General features: G+C 67.9%; 16 protein-coding genes. 6 read left to right on the forward strand and 10 right to left on the reverse strand.

Annotation, left to right across the window (positions count from 1 at the left end; genetic code table 11):
• Positions 1-43: 43 nt before the first annotated feature.
• Positions 44-1,063, forward strand: coding sequence for a phosphatidylinositol-specific phospholipase C domain-containing protein (locus ACZ6Z4_RS20955; RefSeq protein ID WP_465566687.1), 1,020 nt, complete (start codon positions 44-46; stop codon positions 1,061-1,063).
• Positions 1,064-1,145: 82 nt separating this feature from the next.
• On the opposite strand, the gene ACZ6Z4_RS20960 is transcribed toward ACZ6Z4_RS20955, so the two are convergent.
• Genes ACZ6Z4_RS20960 through ACZ6Z4_RS20975 form a run of 4 tightly spaced genes read right to left on the reverse strand, consistent with a single transcriptional unit; the run spans position 1,146 to position 5,051 of the window.
• Positions 1,146-1,733: a YdeI/OmpD-associated family protein gene (locus tag ACZ6Z4_RS20960; protein ID WP_465566690.1), complete on the reverse strand. Its 588-nt coding sequence runs from the start codon at positions 1,731-1,733 to the stop codon at positions 1,146-1,148.
• On the reverse strand, positions 1,730-2,698 hold the full coding sequence (locus ACZ6Z4_RS20965) for a helix-turn-helix transcriptional regulator (protein WP_363670259.1): 969 nt from the start codon (positions 2,696-2,698) through the stop codon (positions 1,730-1,732). The genes ACZ6Z4_RS20960 and ACZ6Z4_RS20965 overlap by 4 nt, the downstream gene beginning before the upstream one ends.
• Positions 2,699-2,746: 48 nt before the next feature.
• Positions 2,747-3,916 (reverse strand): Dyp-type peroxidase, encoded by a 1,170-nt coding sequence (locus ACZ6Z4_RS20970; protein ID WP_465566695.1) that lies wholly within the window; start codon positions 3,914-3,916, stop codon positions 2,747-2,749.
• Positions 3,909-5,051: an imelysin family protein gene (locus ACZ6Z4_RS20975; protein ID WP_465566697.1), complete on the reverse strand. Its 1,143-nt coding sequence runs from the start codon at positions 5,049-5,051 to the stop codon at positions 3,909-3,911. Before ACZ6Z4_RS20975 ends, ACZ6Z4_RS20970 begins: the two co-directional genes overlap by 8 nt.
• Before the next feature lie 202 nt (positions 5,052-5,253).
• On the opposite strand from ACZ6Z4_RS20975, the gene ACZ6Z4_RS20980 reads away from it, so the two are divergent.
• The 3 genes from ACZ6Z4_RS20980 to ACZ6Z4_RS20990 all read left to right on the forward strand — a co-directional run bounded on the left by ACZ6Z4_RS20980 (position 5,254) and on the right by ACZ6Z4_RS20990 (position 9,325).
• Complete coding sequence (locus ACZ6Z4_RS20980; protein ID WP_465566700.1) at positions 5,254-7,428, forward strand: alkaline phosphatase family protein; 2,175 nt, start codon at positions 5,254-5,256, stop codon at positions 7,426-7,428.
• 117 nt (positions 7,429-7,545) lie between these two features.
• Entirely contained in the window at positions 7,546-8,511 is a 966-nt protein-coding gene (locus ACZ6Z4_RS20985; RefSeq protein ID WP_465566704.1) for an ATP-binding cassette domain-containing protein, read from the forward strand.
• A 1-nt stretch (position 8,512) separates the two neighbouring features.
• Entirely contained in the window at positions 8,513-9,325 is an 813-nt protein-coding gene (locus ACZ6Z4_RS20990) for an ABC transporter permease (protein ID WP_465566707.1), read from the forward strand.
• Between the two features lie 49 nt (positions 9,326-9,374).
• Here the strand turns inward: ACZ6Z4_RS20990 and ACZ6Z4_RS20995 are convergent, their stop codons facing one another.
• The 6 genes from ACZ6Z4_RS20995 to ACZ6Z4_RS21020 form a co-directional block, all read right to left on the reverse strand.
• Positions 9,375-10,721: an erythromycin esterase family protein gene (locus ACZ6Z4_RS20995; RefSeq protein ID WP_465566710.1), complete on the reverse strand. Its 1,347-nt coding sequence runs from the start codon at positions 10,719-10,721 to the stop codon at positions 9,375-9,377.
• 102 nt (positions 10,722-10,823) lie between these two features.
• A complete protein-coding gene (locus tag ACZ6Z4_RS21000) occupies positions 10,824-11,258 on the reverse strand; it encodes an SRPBCC family protein (protein WP_465566713.1) in 435 nt (144 codons plus the stop codon).
• Between the two features lie 256 nt (positions 11,259-11,514).
• Positions 11,515-11,946, reverse strand: coding sequence for an Imm1 family immunity protein (locus tag ACZ6Z4_RS21005; protein ID WP_465566718.1), 432 nt, complete (start codon positions 11,944-11,946; stop codon positions 11,515-11,517).
• A gap of 4 nt (positions 11,947-11,950) precedes the next feature.
• The gene (locus ACZ6Z4_RS21010; RefSeq protein WP_465566720.1) at positions 11,951-12,793 is read right to left on the reverse strand and encodes a DddA-like double-stranded DNA deaminase toxin; all 843 of its coding nucleotides are present in this window, start codon (positions 12,791-12,793) and stop codon (positions 11,951-11,953) included.
• A 9-nt stretch (positions 12,794-12,802) separates the two neighbouring features.
• The gene (locus ACZ6Z4_RS21015; protein WP_465566725.1) at positions 12,803-13,063 is read right to left on the reverse strand and encodes a hypothetical protein; all 261 of its coding nucleotides are present in this window, start codon (positions 13,061-13,063) and stop codon (positions 12,803-12,805) included.
• Positions 13,064-13,310: 247 nt separating this feature from the next.
• Complete coding sequence (locus ACZ6Z4_RS21020; protein ID WP_465566727.1) at positions 13,311-13,760, reverse strand: RNA-binding protein; 450 nt, start codon at positions 13,758-13,760, stop codon at positions 13,311-13,313.
• Positions 13,761-14,054: 294 nt separating this feature from the next.
• Between ACZ6Z4_RS21020 and ACZ6Z4_RS21025 the strand changes: the two genes are divergently transcribed.
• Positions 14,055-15,371, forward strand: coding sequence for an XRE family transcriptional regulator (locus ACZ6Z4_RS21025; RefSeq protein WP_465566809.1), 1,317 nt, complete (start codon positions 14,055-14,057; stop codon positions 15,369-15,371).
• Positions 15,368-16,252 carry a phosphotransferase family protein gene (locus ACZ6Z4_RS21030; RefSeq protein ID WP_465566730.1) on the forward strand — a complete coding sequence of 295 codons (885 nt, stop codon included), beginning with the start codon at positions 15,368-15,370 and terminating at the stop codon, positions 16,250-16,252. The genes ACZ6Z4_RS21025 and ACZ6Z4_RS21030 overlap by 4 nt, the downstream gene beginning before the upstream one ends.
• The last annotated feature ends 308 nt before the right edge of the window (positions 16,253-16,560 follow it).

The raw sequence follows: 16,560 nt of genomic DNA on the forward strand, positions 1-16,560 counted from the left end.
CATTGGGGAGTTCCCCTCGATCCGCCCCTTGAGGAGTGCTCTCGTGAAGCGTCTTGCTGCCCTGGTGGCCGTTGCGGCCACCGCGTTGTCCCTGTCCCCCACTGCTCAGGCCGCGCCGCGCGCCGACGGCTCGCTGGCCGGTGTCACCGGCGTCGGTGTGCACAACGCGTACGTGCAATCGACGTTCCCCTGGATGATCGACGCGCTGGAGTCCGGTGCGTCGATGCTGGAGATCGACGTCTGGCAGAACTTCCTCGGCTCCCGCGCCTACTGGGTCGGGCACGACCCGGTCGGCAACGCCAACAACTGCTCGTCCGCGACGACGTACGCCGGGCTGCGGTCCGGGTCGCGCAACCAGAGCCTGCAGACCTGCCTGCGCAACCTGCGGCTGTGGCACGACCAGAACCCGAGCCACGCGCCGGTCGTGCTGAAGCTGGAGATGAAGAACGGGTTCGACGGGCGCGCCGGGTTCGGGCCGGCGCAGTTCGACACGCTGCTGACCAACGCGCTCGGTGCGGGGGCGATCCTGCACCCGGCCGAGGTGAAGGGGTCGGCGGCGTCGCTCGACACCGCCGTACGGACCGGTGGCTGGCCGAGCCGGGAGAGCTTGCGCGGGAAGTTCGTCGTACTGGTGGAGACGGGTGCCTTCGAGGCGGGTAACCCGTTCGACAGCTACGACACCGATCTCGAGTACGCCGACCACCTGATCAGCCTGAACGCCGCGGGGAAGCTGGCCAGCGCGACCATGTTCACCACGATCAACGGCGCCTCGGTGACCGACCCGCGGGTCGGTGAGCGCGGCGGTGCGCGAGCGCCGTGGTACGTGACCTTCGACGGCAACGCGAGCAGCTGGTACGCCGGGTCGACGGCGTTCTACACGAGCAACAACTACCTGCTGGTGATGGTCGACGCGCACGCCGTCGCGCCCGCGATCGACGGCCGCAACCCGACCGTCCAGCAAGCGACGGACAAGGTCAACCAGCTCGCCGCCCACGGCGCCACGATCGTGTCGAGCGACTGGACGAACCCGCAGATCGTCTCGCTCACCACGCCGCGCGGCTGACCATCAGGTTGCCCTGATCCCTGCCGCCCCGGGGATCAGGGCAACTACTTGTGAGCACCCACCGCCCAAGTCGGAGTCGGCGCTAGTCCAGCGCGCGCTTCTGCGGGTAAGGCGTCTCACCTCGGCCCAGTTCGTCGACGTAGCGGGTGATCCACTTCGTGCGGGTTTCGGCGCGTTTGGCGTTGGTGAGGCGGTAGAGGATCGCGAACCGGTTCTGCTGGGTGAGGATCGCGAACATCGCCTCGGCGCGCGGCGACGCGGCCAGTGCCTCGGCCAAGTCGGCAGGCACGTCGCGCCCCGTCGACAGCCCGTACGCCGCCTCCCACCGCCCGTCGGTCTTCGCGCGCTCCACCTCCGCGCGACCGGCCGGCCGCATCCGTCCTTCGGTCTCCAGGCGCTGGATGATCCCGACGTTGCGTTGGGACCAGTTGCTGCGCGGGCGCCGCGGTGTGTAGCGCTGCTTGAACGTGTGCGCGTCGCGCGACACCCGCTGGCCGTCGATCCACCCGTGGCACAGCGCCTCCTCCAGCGCTTCGTCGTACGTCAGGCTGGTCGGATCGGTCGTCCCCTTCTTCGCCAGCACGAGCCAGACCCCGTCCGACGTCTCGTGCTCGGCGGTCAACCACTCGTGCCAGGCCGCCACATCGGCGAACACATGTTCCGGCGTCATGACGCGGCCGCCGTGTAGCGAGCAGCCAACGTGGCCGCGGCTTGTTTGAGCTCCAGCGGCCCGACGAACTCCAGATCGCACTCGAACATCCCGAAGTTCGCCGCCAGCCCGGTCCAGGACCAGCCGGGCAGGATCAACCGGCAGCTCGTCGGCGTGATCTCCTCGACCACCGCGTCCCGTCCGGCCCAGCGCGCGATGTCGGAGGCCTTCGCCTGCAGGATCGCCTCGCCCCGGCACGGCCACTCACCGCGCCCGGTGAAGCGCGACGAGATGTACGTCGCGACGTCCGGCTCGGGCAGCTCGCGCGGCGTGAACCGCGGGCCGGTCGGCGTCTTGGGCTGCATCCGGTCGACCCGGAACGTCCGCCAGTCCTTGCGATCGAGGTCCCAGCCGACCAGGTACCAGCGCCCACCCCACGTCACCAGGTGGTGCGGCTCGACCTTCCGCGGCGGAACCCACTCCTCCTCCGACGCACCCGGCGACGCGTAGTCGAACCGCAGCACCTCGTGCGCGCGCACCGCCGTACCGATCGCGATCAGGTGCTCGGAGTCGACCTTCGTCCGCTTCGACCCGGCCCACCGATCGACGGTCGTCACCTGCAACGCGTCGACCCGCTGCCGCAGTCGGGCGGGCATCACCTGGCGAACCGTGGCGAGCGCGCGCAACGCACCTTCCTCGATCCCGGTCACGGTGGTCGTCGCCGTCTGCAGCGCGACCGCGACGGCGATCGCCTGGTCGTCGTCGAACAGCAGCGGCGGCAGGTCGGCGCCGGCATCGAGTCGGTAGCCGCCGTCCGGGCCCTTGCTCGCGCGGACCGGGTAGCCCAGGTCGCGCAGCCGGTCGACGTCTCGGCGTACGGTGCGCGGGCTCACCTCGAGTCGCTCGGCGAGCAGCGCACCCGGCCAGTCGCGGCGGGCCTGCAGCAGGGACAGCAGCGCGAGGAGTCGTGCGGAGGTCTCGGACATGAGATCAGGTTGCCAGAAGTACCGGCCAGGATCTGTCCGCTTCCTGACTCAATCGAACAGGCCGCGGCCCAGCCAGTCGCCGGCGTCCCGGACGCCGGGCAGCGCGAAGAAGTAGCCGCCGCCGAACGGCGAGATGTAGTCGACCAGCGGTTCGTCGATCAGCAGGGTCTGGACGGCGACGAACTGGCGGTCGAGGTCGGCGTTGAAGCAGACGAAGATCATCCCCTGGTCGAGCTGGCCGTTCGGCTCGATCCCGGCGCTGTAGTTGAAACCGCGGCGCAGCATCCGCCGGTCGTCGGCCTTGCCGTCGTGCGGGTTGGCGAGGCGGGTGTGGGCGGTCAGCGGCACGGTGTTGCCGTGCGCGTCCCGGAAGTAGCTGGGCAGCTGGAACTCCTCCCGGCCGGCGACGCGCTCACCGGGCCGACCGGACAGCGGTGCGCCGGTGTCGCGATCCCGGCCGAAGATCCGTTGCTGCTCGTTGATCGAGATCCGGTCCCAGAACTCCACGAACATCCGGATCAGCCGGACCACGTGGTACGAGCCGCCGCTCACCCAGTCCGGTTCGTCGCCGCCGGGCTTCGTCCACACCAGGTGGTCGACCAGCTCGGGGCGGTCGAGGAACTCGTGGTTCGCCGTACCGTCCTTGAAGCCGAAGAGGTTGCGCGGCGTCCCGACCGGCCGCGGCGGACTGGTGAAACCCTCCTGCTGCCACAGCACCTGCAGGTCGGCGCGGGTCGCGCGCATCAAGATGCGCAGCGCATGCAGGACGGTGTCGCGGTGATCGGCGCAGATCTGCAGCAGCAGGTCGCCGTCGCACCGGTCGGGGTCGAGCGCGTCGTTCGGGAACTCGTCCATCGCGCGCAGCCGGGCCGGTTTGCGGTCGGCGAGCCCGTACCGGTCGTCGAACAGCCCGGCGCCGACGCTGACCGTGACGGTGAGGTTGTCGGGCACCGTGCCCGGGCCGAGCACGCCGTTCTCGTACGGCGTCGAGACGAGCCCGTCGTGACTGCCGCGTCCGGCCGGGGCGTCACCGCCGGAGACCAGGTAGCGAATGGTCTCGGTCAGCGTCCGGAACATGCGCCGCAGCGCGGCCCGGTCGGCCGCGGTGACGAGGAACGCGACGACGACCGCCGCCGGCTGCGCGGAGTCGAGGATGCCGGCCTGGTGGTCCCCTTCGAACGGCCGGCCGGCTGGTCCGGCGAGGTCGTGCTCAGTCATGGGTGATCGGGCCTCGCTCGCGGGCGGCGTTGCGCGGGTCGACGATGGCCGCGGTGTGGGCGAGCAGCTCGACGCTGTGCTGCACGGCCGCGTTGACCGCGGCCCGCTGCCGGACGGACAGTGCCGCCAGGGCGACCCAGCCGTCGTCGTGGTGGTAACTGCGGATCAGCTGCTGGGTGCGCCGGAGCTGCTCGTCGGTCTCGTCGAGGTACGGGTTCTGCCTGCGCAGGATCGGCCGCAGTGGAGCGAGCGCCTGCCAGACGCCGGTGAGGTTCGCGTCCGCGGTCGCCAGCTCGGTCCCGCTGCCCGCGTCACCGATCCCGTTCAGGTCCCACTGCAGGGTGTCCTCGAGGATCTCGTGCGCCCGGCGGCCGATGTCGATCGGCGTGATCGCGTTCGGCAGCGCCAGCTCCTCGGCGAGCTCACCGACCGCCGCGAGCAGCGCGTCGGCGTACGGCGTGATCGTCGCGGCCGGCCGGTCGCGCCACAGCATCGCCTCGATCTTGCGGAAGCCCGCGAAGTCGGCGTCGGCGAGGCGCTCGCCGGTGAGACCGCGCGGCGGGTCGGCGTTGATGTCGTCGCCGGTCTCGTCGTACGCGCGATAGGCGCCGCCGAGCGTCTCGTAGGTGACGTGCGCGGTCAGCCAGTCGCGCTTGGCCTTGGCCAGATCGCCCGCCTGCAAGGCGTTCCGGAGCTGCTCGACCTGCTCGGTGAGCGCGGGCAGCTGCGCGGTGATCCAGGCGACGTAGGCGTTGATCGGGATCCGCAGGTCGAGTCCGGTCACCGGGACGATCCCGTGCACGGCGTACGGCAGCGGGTCGCCGGTGACGACGACCGGCCGGCTGTACTTGATCGTGTAGTCGGTGATGCAGACCCAGCGGTAGGTCCCGGGCGGCACCGACGCCGTGACCGCCCGGCTGACGCCGCGGCCGAAGTGCTCGACCTCGAGATAGATCCGCTCGGTCGCGGGATCCTCCAGGTAGACCTCCGCGCCGGCGCCCTCGTCGTTGACGAAGACGAAGTCGTAGCGGCCGGCCGGTCCGCCCAGCCAGTCGTCGATGCCGTACGGCGAGCCGACGACCAGCTCCACGGACCGGGTCGGCGGCAGCACCGCCGAGGCCGTCTCGCTGCTCACCGGACCGACCTTGGAGGGCGGCGGTGAACGTTTCAGACGATGTCGCTGACGCATCGGTGAACAGCGGTTTACCGGCGATGCCGGCCCGGCTCAACGAGGTTCCAGACTTTCCGGAACGTTCACGACCTGGTGACTGCCTTTCCCGGATCGTCGGTTGTTGACTTTTCAGGCAACCATCCACGAAAGGCTAGGTAGTACACCCATGTCTGAACACGATTCCGCATCCCCCGAGCGCAACCGGATCAGCCGGCGGCGGCTGATCCAGTCCGCGGGAGCGGCCGGCGCCGCGGTGGCCGCCGGCGGGCTGTCGAGCGTTCCGGCCCAGGCCGCGCCGGCCACGGCCGCGTCGGTCGCCGCGGCCGGGACGGCCGACAGCACGTCCGGCGCGCAGTCGGCGCAGCGCGGCAAGCGGACCGGCACGATCAAGGACCTCAAGCACATCGTCATCGTGATGCAGGAGAACCGGTCGTTCGACCACTACTACGGCACGCTCGACCTGGCCGGTGCCCGTGGATTCGGCGACAAGCAGGTGCTGACCTGGCAGAACGGCCAGACGATCTACCACGACCCGAACAGCCGGGCCGAGGGTTACCTGCTGCCGTACCACGCGGACAGCCTCAAGTACAACGCGCAGAACACCAGCGCGCGCAACCGCTACTTCATGGAAGCCGACGTGCCGTGGCACCACGCGATCGCCAAGGCCTGGACGATCGGCGACCACTACTTCTGCTCGCTGGACACCAGCACCAGCCCGAACCGCATCATGATGTGGGCCGGGACCAACGACGCGGCCGGCACGCAGGGCGGCCCGGTGGTCAACAACGGTGGCGACTACAAGTACGCCTACAAGTTCAAGACCTACCCGGAGACGCTGCAGGAGGCCGGCGTCAGCTGGCAGATCTACGTCAACAACGACACCGACGACGAGTTCCTCGGTGACTACACCGACAACACCGTCCGGTCCTTCGCGGCGTTCGACCCGAAGAACGCGACGCCGGAGAACACCATGCCCCGCAAGGGCCTGCTGGCCCGCGGCAACGTCGTGCACGCGCACACCGCGCAGCCGGCCGGGATCAAGAACGACCCGTCCAACGTCGACTACGTGCTCGGCGACTTCATCGCCGACTGCGCCTCCGGCGACATCCCCGAGGTGTCCTGGGTGGTCGCGCCGGCGGCCTGGACCGAGCACCCGACGTACGCTCCGAACCACGGCGCGGTCTACCTCGACCGGGTGGTCCAGGCGGTGCACGACAACCCCGAGCTGTGGGAGTCGACGCTGATCATCCTGAACTACGACGAGCCCGACCACGCCAACCGGATCGGCGAGGGCGGCTTCTTCGACCACGTCGTACCGCCGATCCCCGAGGTCGGCACCACCGGGGAGCGCGCGCCCGGGATCAAGCCCGGCTACGGCGGCCGGGTGCCGTTCGTGCTGATCTCGCCGTGGACCCGCGGCGGTTACGTGAACTCCGAGGTCTTCGACCACACCTCGACGATCCAGCTGATCGAGGAGTGGACCAAGAGCCTCGGCCGGCCGGCGCTGTGCACGAACATCAACGAGTGGCGCCGCGGGATCTCCGGCAACCTGCTCTCGGCGATCGACTTCGGCCGCTTCGACCCGTCGTTCCCGAAGCTGCCCAAGCCGGCCGACCTGCTGAAGTCGGTCTCCGACGACGCCGCCCTGCCGGCTGTTCCGCAGCCGGCCGTCGGCGCGCAGGTGATGCCGACCCAGAAGGTCACCGGCAAGGCGCGGCGCAGCCCGCTGTCCTTCCAGCCCACCGGCGTCCTGGTCGAGAACCACACCACCGGCACCGCGACCGTGACCTTCGAGGTCGAGGGTGGCCCGCACGGCAAGGCGGTCAGCCTGGTCGGGCTGGCCGACAAGTACGTGCCCGCCCTGGTCGGCGCCGAGCCGCTCGGCATCGGGCAGGACGCGCTGCCGCTCACGGCGACCACCCGCCAGGAGTCGTCGTACACCTGGGACACCAAGGCGACCGGCGGCAAGTACGCGTTCACCTTCCACGGGCCCGACCACTTCGTCCGGTCCTTCGCCGGCACCGTCGTCCCGGCCGGCGACCGCACCTCGGCCCAGCCGCGGGTCGACGTCCGGCTCAACAAGGGCCAGACCCGGGCCGACGGCCGCCGCACGAAGGACGCGACCGTCGACTTCACCCTGTACGCCGACGGCCGCCAGGCGGTCACCTTCACGCTGACCCCGAACGACTACGACGGCCGCACCCGGACCATCTCGGTCCCGGCCGGCAAGCACACCGTGGTCAACTGGCCGACCGAGGACGGGTACTACGACGTGGTCATCACCGCGCAGCAGTCCCCCGACTTCACCCAGCGCTACGCGGGACGCGCCGCGGAGCTGTGACCGCTGCCTGAACCGGGGTGCCCGCGATCTGCGGGCACCCCGTTTCAGTACCGGCCAGAACCTGTCCTCTTCTCCTGGAAGTGTCGTCCCCAAGCAACCGGACGAAGGAGACAGACCGTGATCAGCACCCGAGAACTCACCAAGGACTTCGTGGTGAGCCGCACCGAGACCGTGCACGCGGTCCGCGGCATCAGCCTGGACGTCGAACCCGGCGAGCTGGTCGCGGTCCTCGGCCCGAACGGCGCCGGCAAGACCACCACCCTGCGGATGCTCACCACCCTGATCGCGCCGACCTCGGGAACCGCGACCGTCGCCGGGTACGACGTGACGGCGGACGCCGCGCGGGTCCGCCGCGCGATCGGGTACGTCGGCCAGGGCAACGGCGCCGGTCACCAGCAGCGGGTCGCCGACGAGCTGTCCGGCCAGGGCATCATCTACGGGATGGATCGCCGCGCGGCGAAGCGCCGTACCGCGGAGCTGATGGACAACCTGGAGCTGACCGAGCTCGCGCAGCGCAAGGTGTCCGAGCTGTCCGGTGGCCAGCGCCGCCGGCTCGACGTCGCGATGGGGCTGGTGCACGCGCCCGGCCTGCTCTTCCTGGACGAGCCGTCGACCGGGCTGGACCCGCAGAACCGGGCCAACCTGTGGGACCACATCCTGCGGATGCGCGAGCAGTACGCGATGACGATCGTGCTCACCACCCACTACCTGGACGAGGCCGACTCGATGGCCGAGCGGGTGGTCGTGGTCGACCACGGCGAGGTGATCGCCGACGACACCGCCGACGCGCTGAAGACCCGGCTCGCCGGCGACCGGCTCGCACTGACCGTTGCTCCCAGCAACCACTCGCGGCTGCGCGAGCTGGCCGAGAAGCTGCCCGGCGCGAAGGAGTTCGAGACCTCCGGCGACCAGGTCAGCCTGCGGGTGACCGACGGGCCGGCCGCGCTGCCGGTGCTGCTCGGCGCGGCGCAGCAGTACGGCGTACCGGTGGCTGCTGCTCAGGTGCACCGGCCGACGCTCGACGACGTGTTCCTCAACCTCACCGGTCGCAGTCTGCGCGACTCCAACGGAAAGGCCGCCTGACATGACCACCCTGACTGTTTCGTCCGTCGCCGCGCCGCCGGCTCAGCTGCCCGAGCGCAACTTCCTCCGGGACATCCGGATCGTGATGACCCGCGAGCTCAGGCCCGTCCTGCGGGACCCGTTCTCGTTGCTGTTCGGGATGATCCAGCCGCTGGTCTTCCTGGCGCTGTTCGGGCCGCTGCTGGCCGGGTCGATGGGCGGGAACCTGGACGGCGGCGTCTGGCAGTGGTTCGTTCCGGCGATCCTGGTGATGACGACGCTGTTCGGGACCTCGGCGACCGGGTCGAACCTGCTCTTCGAGTTCCAGACCGGCGCGCACGAGCGGATGCTGGTGACTCCGCTGAGCCGGTCGTCGCTGCTGATCGGGCGGGCGCTGAAGGAGATGGTGCCGCTGTTCGGGCAGGCGGTGATCGTGATCGCGGTGATGGTGCCGTTCGGGTTCACGCTGCACCTCGACGGCGCGATCGTCGGGCTGGTGCTGCTGGCGGCGTTCGGGATCGGGCTCGGCTCGTTCAGCTACGCGCTGGCGATCGCCGTCCGCAAGCAGGACTGGATGTTCTGGGTGGTGCAGCAGACGTTCCTGTTCCCGCTGATGATCCTGTCCGGGATGCTGCTGCCGCTGGAGACCGGGCCGGAGTGGATGCGGGTGGCGTCGAAGTTCAACCCGCTGTCGTACCTGGTCGAGGCGGAGCGGACGCTGTTCGCGGGGGAGGTGTGGTCGGCGCCGGTGCTGTGGGGGTTCGTCGCGGCGATCGTGACGGGGGCGCTGGGGTTGACGGTGGGGATTCGGACGATGCTGCGGTCGGCTGACTGAATTTGTCGCCGAGAACCCCTCGCGCGGTTGCGCGAGGGGTTCTCGGGCGTCAGCGGAGGTGGGCTGCGGTGACCTTGTTGAAGTGGATGAGTACGTCGTACGAGGCTCCGAGCGCGACCGGGGAGTCAGGCCAGGGGTAGGCGGTACCGATGTCGCGGGTCGGGCGTTCCTGCTGGAGCCAGGCCTTCGTGCTCCGCGGCAGCTTCCGCAGGTCGACGTAGAAGTCGCGGTAGGCGACCTTGTCGAGCGTGTGCTCGTTGTTGCCGGCCGCGGCGGGCGGGATCGTGAACGTCCGGATCGCGCCGTTCACGTCGTTGACGTCGCGCGCGTTGAACGACCCGTGGTCGAAGCTCAGCCCGATCGGCACGTAGCGGCGGCCGAGCTGCTCGCGGAGGAACTCGCCCTGGATCTTCGGGTACTGCGCCGGCATCGACGAGGTCAGCGCGATGTGCCCGTTGTGCGCGCCGAGCACCACCTTCGCGCCGGTCTGCCGGGTCCACCAGAGCGTGTTCGCGGCCATCATCTCGTCGCGGAACCGCATCGCCGACGGCAGCGCGTCCGGGTCCTCGAGGTCGTACGAGACCAGCTTCGCGACCTGCCAGGCGGCGCGGGCGTGCTGCGCGGCCCAGGTCTGCGCCTCGGTCTTCGGCAACGACTCGACCAGGCCGAGCACCTGCCGGGTCGCGTCCGCGAGCCGCTCCCGCTCGGCGACCGGCTTCGCGATCAGACCGGTCAGGAAGTCCGCGGCGTTCGCGTCCGACCGCAGCCCGGCGTACGCGGCGGTGATCCGCGGGACGAGCGCCGGGCGCACCTTCCCGACGTACGCCGTGACCAGGTCGAGCGTGGCCGGCGAGATGTAACCGATGTCGTCGCCGACGAAGTGCAGCTTGCGCTGATGGGTCTGGTTGTAGGAGCGCATCCACTCGATCAGGTCGAGGTACTCCTCGGCGTTCCAGAACTCGTACGACCCTTGGAACTCGTGCTGCATGATCTTGCGCGGATCACCGACGCCGGTGGTGATGTACCGGTCGAGCGCGACGCCAGTGCTCCAGCTCGCCTCCAGCGCGAACGTGGTGAACCCGCGCTGCTCGACCAGCGCCCGGAAGACCCGGTGCTTGATCGTGAAGAACTCGCTGGAGTTGTGCGTCGCCTCCCCGATCCCGACCACCTGCGCGTCCCCCACCATCCGGGTCAGCGCCCGCAGGTCGAGCAACGGACCGGTCGGCTTGGTCGACAGCAACGGGTACGCCGCACGGTCGAGCGCCGGCACCGGGTTCTGCGCCGAGGTCACTGCGCTGTGCTGCGGCGGCGCCACAGCCGTTGCCGCAGGCAACGCAGCAGCACTGAGCAGAGCGGCAGCCGTGAGGGCGGCGGCAACACGCCTGTTTCGCTTCATCGGAGGTCCTCCGGGATAGTCGGGATCTGTTGCTCCCAACCCTTCCGCGCGCCGCCTCCCGCTCCCATCCCGTCCGTGCCCGCTTCCGGGGTGGAGCAGGCTCTACCCCTGCAGCTTGTTCAGGGTGTCGCGCAGCCCGGCCTCGGCCTCGTCACCGAGCTTCTTGAACGGTTTCTTGAGGAACGGCTCAGCGAGCCGCGCCAGACCCTTCAACGTGAACTCGGCGCGGTAGGTGACCGTGGTGCGGTCGGTGCCCTCGAAGGTCATCGTGTCGACGGCGGTGATGGTCTTGTTCTCGCCGCGGACCTGGAAGAGCCGGTTCGGCGTGAGCTGCTGGACGACGTACTCGAGCTCGGTCTGTTTACCGTTGAACTCCGAGACGTTCTGGTACGTCGTCCCGGGCCCGCCGTCGCCGGAGACCCGGGTGGTGCGGACGGTGCCCGGGTCCCACTCGGTAGTGGTCTCGAAGTCGGTCAGGTACCCGAAGACGACCTCGACCGGCCGATCCACGGTGACGGAACGCTCGACGGTGATCACGCCACCCACGCTAGCGGGCGCACAACTTTCGCCGAAGTCTTGGAGTGTTCTTGCTGACCGAAAGGCCAATAACGAGTCTGCGAATCACGATCCCCTCGGCCGTCGTCACCAGCGTGCTCCGCGGAGCGATCGAGTTCCGCGTGCAAGACCTGCATGACGGCGACCCCCTCACCATTGTCCGGGAGGCCACCAGATGTCCGGTCTCTTCGTCAACTTGTGGAGAACTGGGACGGTCGAGCGCTCCGCAGGCGGGGAATCAACTGGTGGCGTCGCTCCACTCGACGCCGCTCGGCCGATCGCCTCCCAGAGCGAGAAAGTCTCTGACCGCGCCGCGGATGTCGTCAAGCGGCAGAAGTGAGGCCCGAGGAAACTCGCGGTCACTTCCCATGTAGTAATACAACACCGTCTCAGTCGCGGTGCTGCTTCCTCTGCTGAAGTATGTGCCATCTCCGCCCATGTATCGCAGCGCGCCTCGCGTTTTGTCCTCGTAGTCGACGGCTACCAATAGCTCGTGATCGGGCACACCTGCCTGGTTGAGTCGATCGTTGACGTAGATTGCCGCGACCGAGTTCTCCCACGATCCCGCACGCAGCGCGTCGATCAGGCGGTCGACATCATCGCTCGTGGACAACCGCACCGGCTCGTCGTCATGATCGTACGTGAAGAATGCCTCTGCCGAATGGTTCATTGACTCACTCTCGATCTCGTGCGGTGTAGGTCTTCTTGAATCCGTTGGGAGCGTACACAGTCAGAGATCCGCCCGACGGCAAGAATAGTCCGAGGAGGCGATTGCAGCCGAGGCGACCGCCGCACGGTTGATTATTGAGGATGATTTCAGCCTGTTTGATGTTTTCTCGGCGCATCCGCATCGCGAACTTCAGTTCTACATCAGCCGCCGTCGACAGCTTCCATGGCGATTCGACCAATCCTAAACGTTCAGCGTGGCGCTGAGCAGCATTGAAGTCGTCCTCATGTTGTCCGCTGATGAGATCGTGCTCATTACCGTCGCCATCGCGCCACACACCTTTCGTCTTGTCGCCTGGTTTGCGCACCGGTAGACGCTCGAATATCCGCCGCGCCTCATCATGACTCATCTTCGGCGACGACGGCCTGTCCTCTGGGCTTGACCCATCGCCCGCCGAACCGTCGTCCCGCGGCTCATCCGCTTCCGGCTCAGCACCGCCGCGATCCGGCCGGCGGTCCGCGGGCGGGGCGCTGCCGCCTGGCGCATCTGGCCGTCCTGCGGTGCCGTCACCCACGGGCCCGCTCGTGCGAATCCCGTCGACCATCTGCTGCGCCCAGCCGTGGGCCCTAGGCGGTGCCTGTGAGAGGTAGTAGGCCGCCGCTTCACAGGCCCGCGCCGCAGCGTCGAGCTGCTGGGCGGCGACCGTGGCGCTGCCGCCAGAGAACTGCATGACCTCCGCCGCCTGTCGTCGGCAGATGTCGGCTCGATGCTGCAAGGCACCAACGACCCGGGGAATCTCGTTGAGGCAGTCAACTAATCCTTGCGCGACGCGTTGCAGCTCGGACGGCACGAGTTCGGCCTAGAGCTGGTTGGCGTAGCCGGCACAGCCATTCGAGGCGATGTGCAAGGACTCGACCGCCTGGTCGACGGCTTTGCTCGCGGCGTCGAGGATCTGCGCGATATCGCGGTCGGTGCCGGTCACGGTGCCAGCGATGAGGGCCTCGACCTGGGCGCTGTGCTGGGTGAACCGTTGCTTGAAGCCGACCAAGCCTCCGGCGGCTTGCTTGGCCTCATTGGCGATCTGGTGCAGCTGCATCTGGAGCTGCTGAACCTGCGACATGACTACCTCGCTTCGAGTGGGGCGGAACAGACAGGCCGTGGCACGTTGGGAGGTTGGAACGGCTGCCCCGGTGCAGCCTCACTGCTACGCCGGGACAGCCGGTCTTGGAGGGTTCCTGCCCGAGCTCGGGGGCCGGCAAGGGATACAGGGAGCGCTCGGACAGGAACCGTCTTGGGTGACGGAACCGGTGGGGTGCAGCGATCGCGCTGCACGGAGGGGCAACGACGACGCCCACCGATTCCGCCAGTCAGGAGGCGAGCAGGTGGACGCGGGCGCCGGTGGCCTGCTCGAAGACGGCCTTCAAGTTGAGCGGTTCCGCCGTGCTCAGGAAATGAAGCGGGCTGGGGATGATCACCGCAACGTGCTCTTGGCTCCGGATGAACTCGACGAGCGCTTCGAGTGCAGCGAACGTCTGGTCGGAGTACTCGACGTAGGCGTAGCCCATCGAGTAACCCTCGATACGGGCGAACATCGCCATCTCACCTTCGAGCCGTGCAATCTCGTCCCCACTCCTCAACAAACAGCGGCGGATGTACCCCACGAGCAGCGGCCGTGTCAGGTCGTCGAACAAATCCTCATCGAGGTCAGGAGTCGGGCTCAGCCCTCGTCCTGCCATCGGCGGAACAAGTCGTTGAGCCGGTTCCAGATTGCTGCGCGCCAGGAACGCCGGCGGGCGCCGTTCACGACAGTTCAGCATCCGCGATCACCGCCGCCGGCTCGTTGGTGATCCGCAAGCTGGCGAAGCGTTGCCGCATCTCCACGACGGTGGTCATTCGCCACGCACCTCCACGGCGATGTCACGGAGCATGAAGGCGTACAGCACTGCGGCGATGAGCGTAAGGACCCATGTACTGGCTGTCATGTGGACAACCATTACGGGCGAATCGATTCTTCGGGAGGGATGTTCGCCGGGACGGTCCGGGGAGGAATTGGGGAGGATTGTGGCCGTCAGGTGATCAGGCGTCACGGTCTGTGGCACCATCGGAGAGTGATGGAGGCGAACGATCAACTTCGCCAGGCGCGGGAGCGCGTGGAGTCGCCTCATGCCCCTGGGCAGCCAGCATCGCGCCAAGACCTCGCTGAATTGGTTAACGAGTGGGTCTGGGAGCACCGGGGGCGACGAACTGATGTCGATGCGAACTACATCGGCAAACTCGAACGGGGACTTATCCGGAGTCCGCAGACCGACTATCGCGCGGCGTTGCGGGCAATCACCGGTGTGCGCACTGATCCTGACCTTGGCTTTCGGGTGCGCCGCCACTCATCCCCTGCCGTGGAGAACGTGGATCGAAAAGACTTCCTCCGAGCGGTGGTCGGCGTCGGCGCCGCTGCCGTCTCGTCTGCGCCACTACTGGATCTCCTCACCTCGACTGAGGCGACTGCGACCCCGAACTTCATCACTCAAGCTGACATCGACGGCGTCCGTACTGCGGCTCAGGTCTTCGGTTCCTGGGACAACCACTACGGCGGTGGGCTGGCCCGTGAGGCAGTCATCGCGCAGCTGCGTCATTCGGCCGAGATGCTCGACGCACGGTGCCCCGAGGGACTGCGGGCCGACCTGTTCTCGTCGGTCGGCTTTCTCGGCCACGTCTGCGCCATGATGGCGTTCGACGCCTACGCTCACGATGATGCTCGCCGAATGTTCCGCTTCACTCAAGCGTGTGCGGACGAGGCCGGTGATTGGAATCTACGAGCCAAGACGCTGTCCTCGATGGCACGCCAGGCCATCTGGTGCGGAGACCCGGATCAGGGGCTCACGCTGACCGAGCTGGCGCTTGTGCGGGCTGATCGGTTGACCGCGACAGAGCGGGCCATGTTGTTGTCCGCTCGAGCCCGTGCGCTCGCCAAACTCGGACGCGTCGACGAGACAGTGCGGACGGTCGGCCTGGCCGATGAGCAGTTCGCTCAGGCTGACCCAAGCAACGATCCCGCCTGGATGCGCTACTACGACCAGGCGCAACACTTGGGTGATACCGGCCATGCGCTGTGGGACCTCGCCGTCCGGCAAGGGGAAGCGGAGCAAGACGCCTCCGATCGATTGGCCGGCGCCGTCGCTGGCCATACGGACACCTACACCCGATCGCGAGCAATGAGCGGGATCAAGCTGGCCTCGCTGACCATGACCGTCGGTGACCCGCAAGAGGCCGCTGTCATCGGTGAACAGGCACTGGTCGACGCTCGGTCGCTGCGCTCTCGCCGGGCCACCGATGATCTACGCGACCTCGCTCGACGTGCGGCGGCCCATCAAGGGGTCCACGAGGTGGCGGCGCTCCAGCACAATATCCACACCGTGCTGGCTGCTTCATGACGGGAGCCGCTTGGGGTGCGCTCGAGCAAGCATGTGCAAAAGTTGGGCTCTCGGCAGACGGCGCCGAGTTGATCCGACAAGGCGAGAACACCCTCTTCCGGCTGCCGGATCAAGTAGTGGTGCGGATTGGCCGGCAAGGTCAGGCCGATGCCGCCACGAAGGAGGTCGCGGTGTCCCGCTGGATGGCGGGCGCTGGCGTGCGGGCCGTCGAAGCCCTCACCAAGTTCGAGCAGCCGGTCGTGCTCGATGGCGCGGCGGTGACCTTCTGGCGTGAGCTCCCGAAGCATCGGCCTGGCACTCCGCCCGAAATAGCTGCCGCCTTGAAGCAACTCCACGCTGCGGCGGTGCCGACTGATTTCGACCTAGCGAACCTGACCCCGTTCGTTCGGTTGGCCGAGCGAATCGATGGCGCGTCGACCTTGAGCGACAATGACCGCGGGTGGCTACGCGAACGTCTGGCTGAGTTGCGACAGACCTACGCTGATCTTCCGGTCGGCCTGCCGCACAGTGTGGTGCACGGCGACGCATGGTCGGGCAACGTCGTCGTCGCGGACAGCGGCGAAATCATCCTCCTTGACCTGGAGCGCTGCGCGGTCGGGCCGCCGGAGTGGGACCTGGTCAGCACCGCGGTGCGCCGCAGTACATTCGGCACGATGTCAGACTCCGAGTATGACGAGTTTGCGAAGGCTTACGGGTATGACGTCATGGCCTGGCCAGGTTTCGAGATTCTGCGCGACATTCGTGAGCTGCGAGTAACGTGTTCCGCTGCGCAGCGAGCCAGCGAAGATGAGAGCAAACGCGATGAGGCAGCGATTCGAGTGGCATCGCTCCGTGGCCAGCGCGGTTCTCGCCCCTGGCGAGACTGGAAGCCGCTCGACTAACAGACTCGCGTTGATAGAGGGGCTCAGGTTGGCCTTCACTCGCATTCGGGGTAGTCGGTAGCCGTGAGCGTCCCGTTGTCCGGCCGGGTGCTGACTGACTCCGGTCCTGAAGCGATCCGGCGACCCGTGCGCTTCGCCGAGTAAACCGCGCGGACGCTGACTCTGCACGACGATCATCAACGCACCTCAGCCACAACCGACCTTCGCCGTTATACTGTTCTTCTCTCTGTTCTTCTCTCTGTTCTTCTCTCTGTTCTTCTCTCTGTTCTTCTCTCTGTTCTTCTCTCTGTTCTTCTCTCTGTTCTTCT

The organism is Kribbella sp. NPDC104740 (genome assembly GCF_055583505.1).

Bases quoted from the DNA above. Each gene is read 5' to 3' on its own strand.
- ACZ6Z4_RS20960 (WP_465566690.1), bottom strand. From the start codon at position 1,733: ATGACGCCGGAACATGTGTTCGCCGATGTGGCGGCCTGGCACGAGTGG.
- ACZ6Z4_RS20965 (WP_363670259.1), bottom strand. From the start codon at position 2,698: ATGTCCGAGACCTCCGCACGACTCCTCGCGCTGCTGTCCCTGCTGCAG.
- ACZ6Z4_RS20970 (WP_465566695.1), bottom strand. From the start codon at position 3,916: ATGACTGAGCACGACCTCGCCGGACCAGCCGGCCGGCCGTTCGAAGGG.
- ACZ6Z4_RS20980 (WP_465566700.1), top strand. From the start codon at position 5,254: ATGTCTGAACACGATTCCGCATCCCCCGAGCGCAACCGGATCAGCCGG.
- ACZ6Z4_RS20990 (WP_465566707.1), top strand. From the start codon at position 8,513: ATGACCACCCTGACTGTTTCGTCCGTCGCCGCGCCGCCGGCTCAGCTG.
- ACZ6Z4_RS20995 (WP_465566710.1), bottom strand. From the start codon at position 10,721: ATGAAGCGAAACAGGCGTGTTGCCGCCGCCCTCACGGCTGCCGCTCTG.
- ACZ6Z4_RS21005 (WP_465566718.1), bottom strand. From the start codon at position 11,946: ATGAACCATTCGGCAGAGGCATTCTTCACGTACGATCATGACGACGAG.
- ACZ6Z4_RS21015 (WP_465566725.1), bottom strand. From the start codon at position 13,063: ATGTCGCAGGTTCAGCAGCTCCAGATGCAGCTGCACCAGATCGCCAAT.
- ACZ6Z4_RS21020 (WP_465566727.1), bottom strand. From the start codon at position 13,760: ATGCTGAACTGTCGTGAACGGCGCCCGCCGGCGTTCCTGGCGCGCAGC.
- ACZ6Z4_RS21025 (WP_465566809.1), top strand. From the start codon at position 14,055: ATGGAGGCGAACGATCAACTTCGCCAGGCGCGGGAGCGCGTGGAGTCG.
- ACZ6Z4_RS21030 (WP_465566730.1), top strand. From the start codon at position 15,368: ATGACGGGAGCCGCTTGGGGTGCGCTCGAGCAAGCATGTGCAAAAGTT.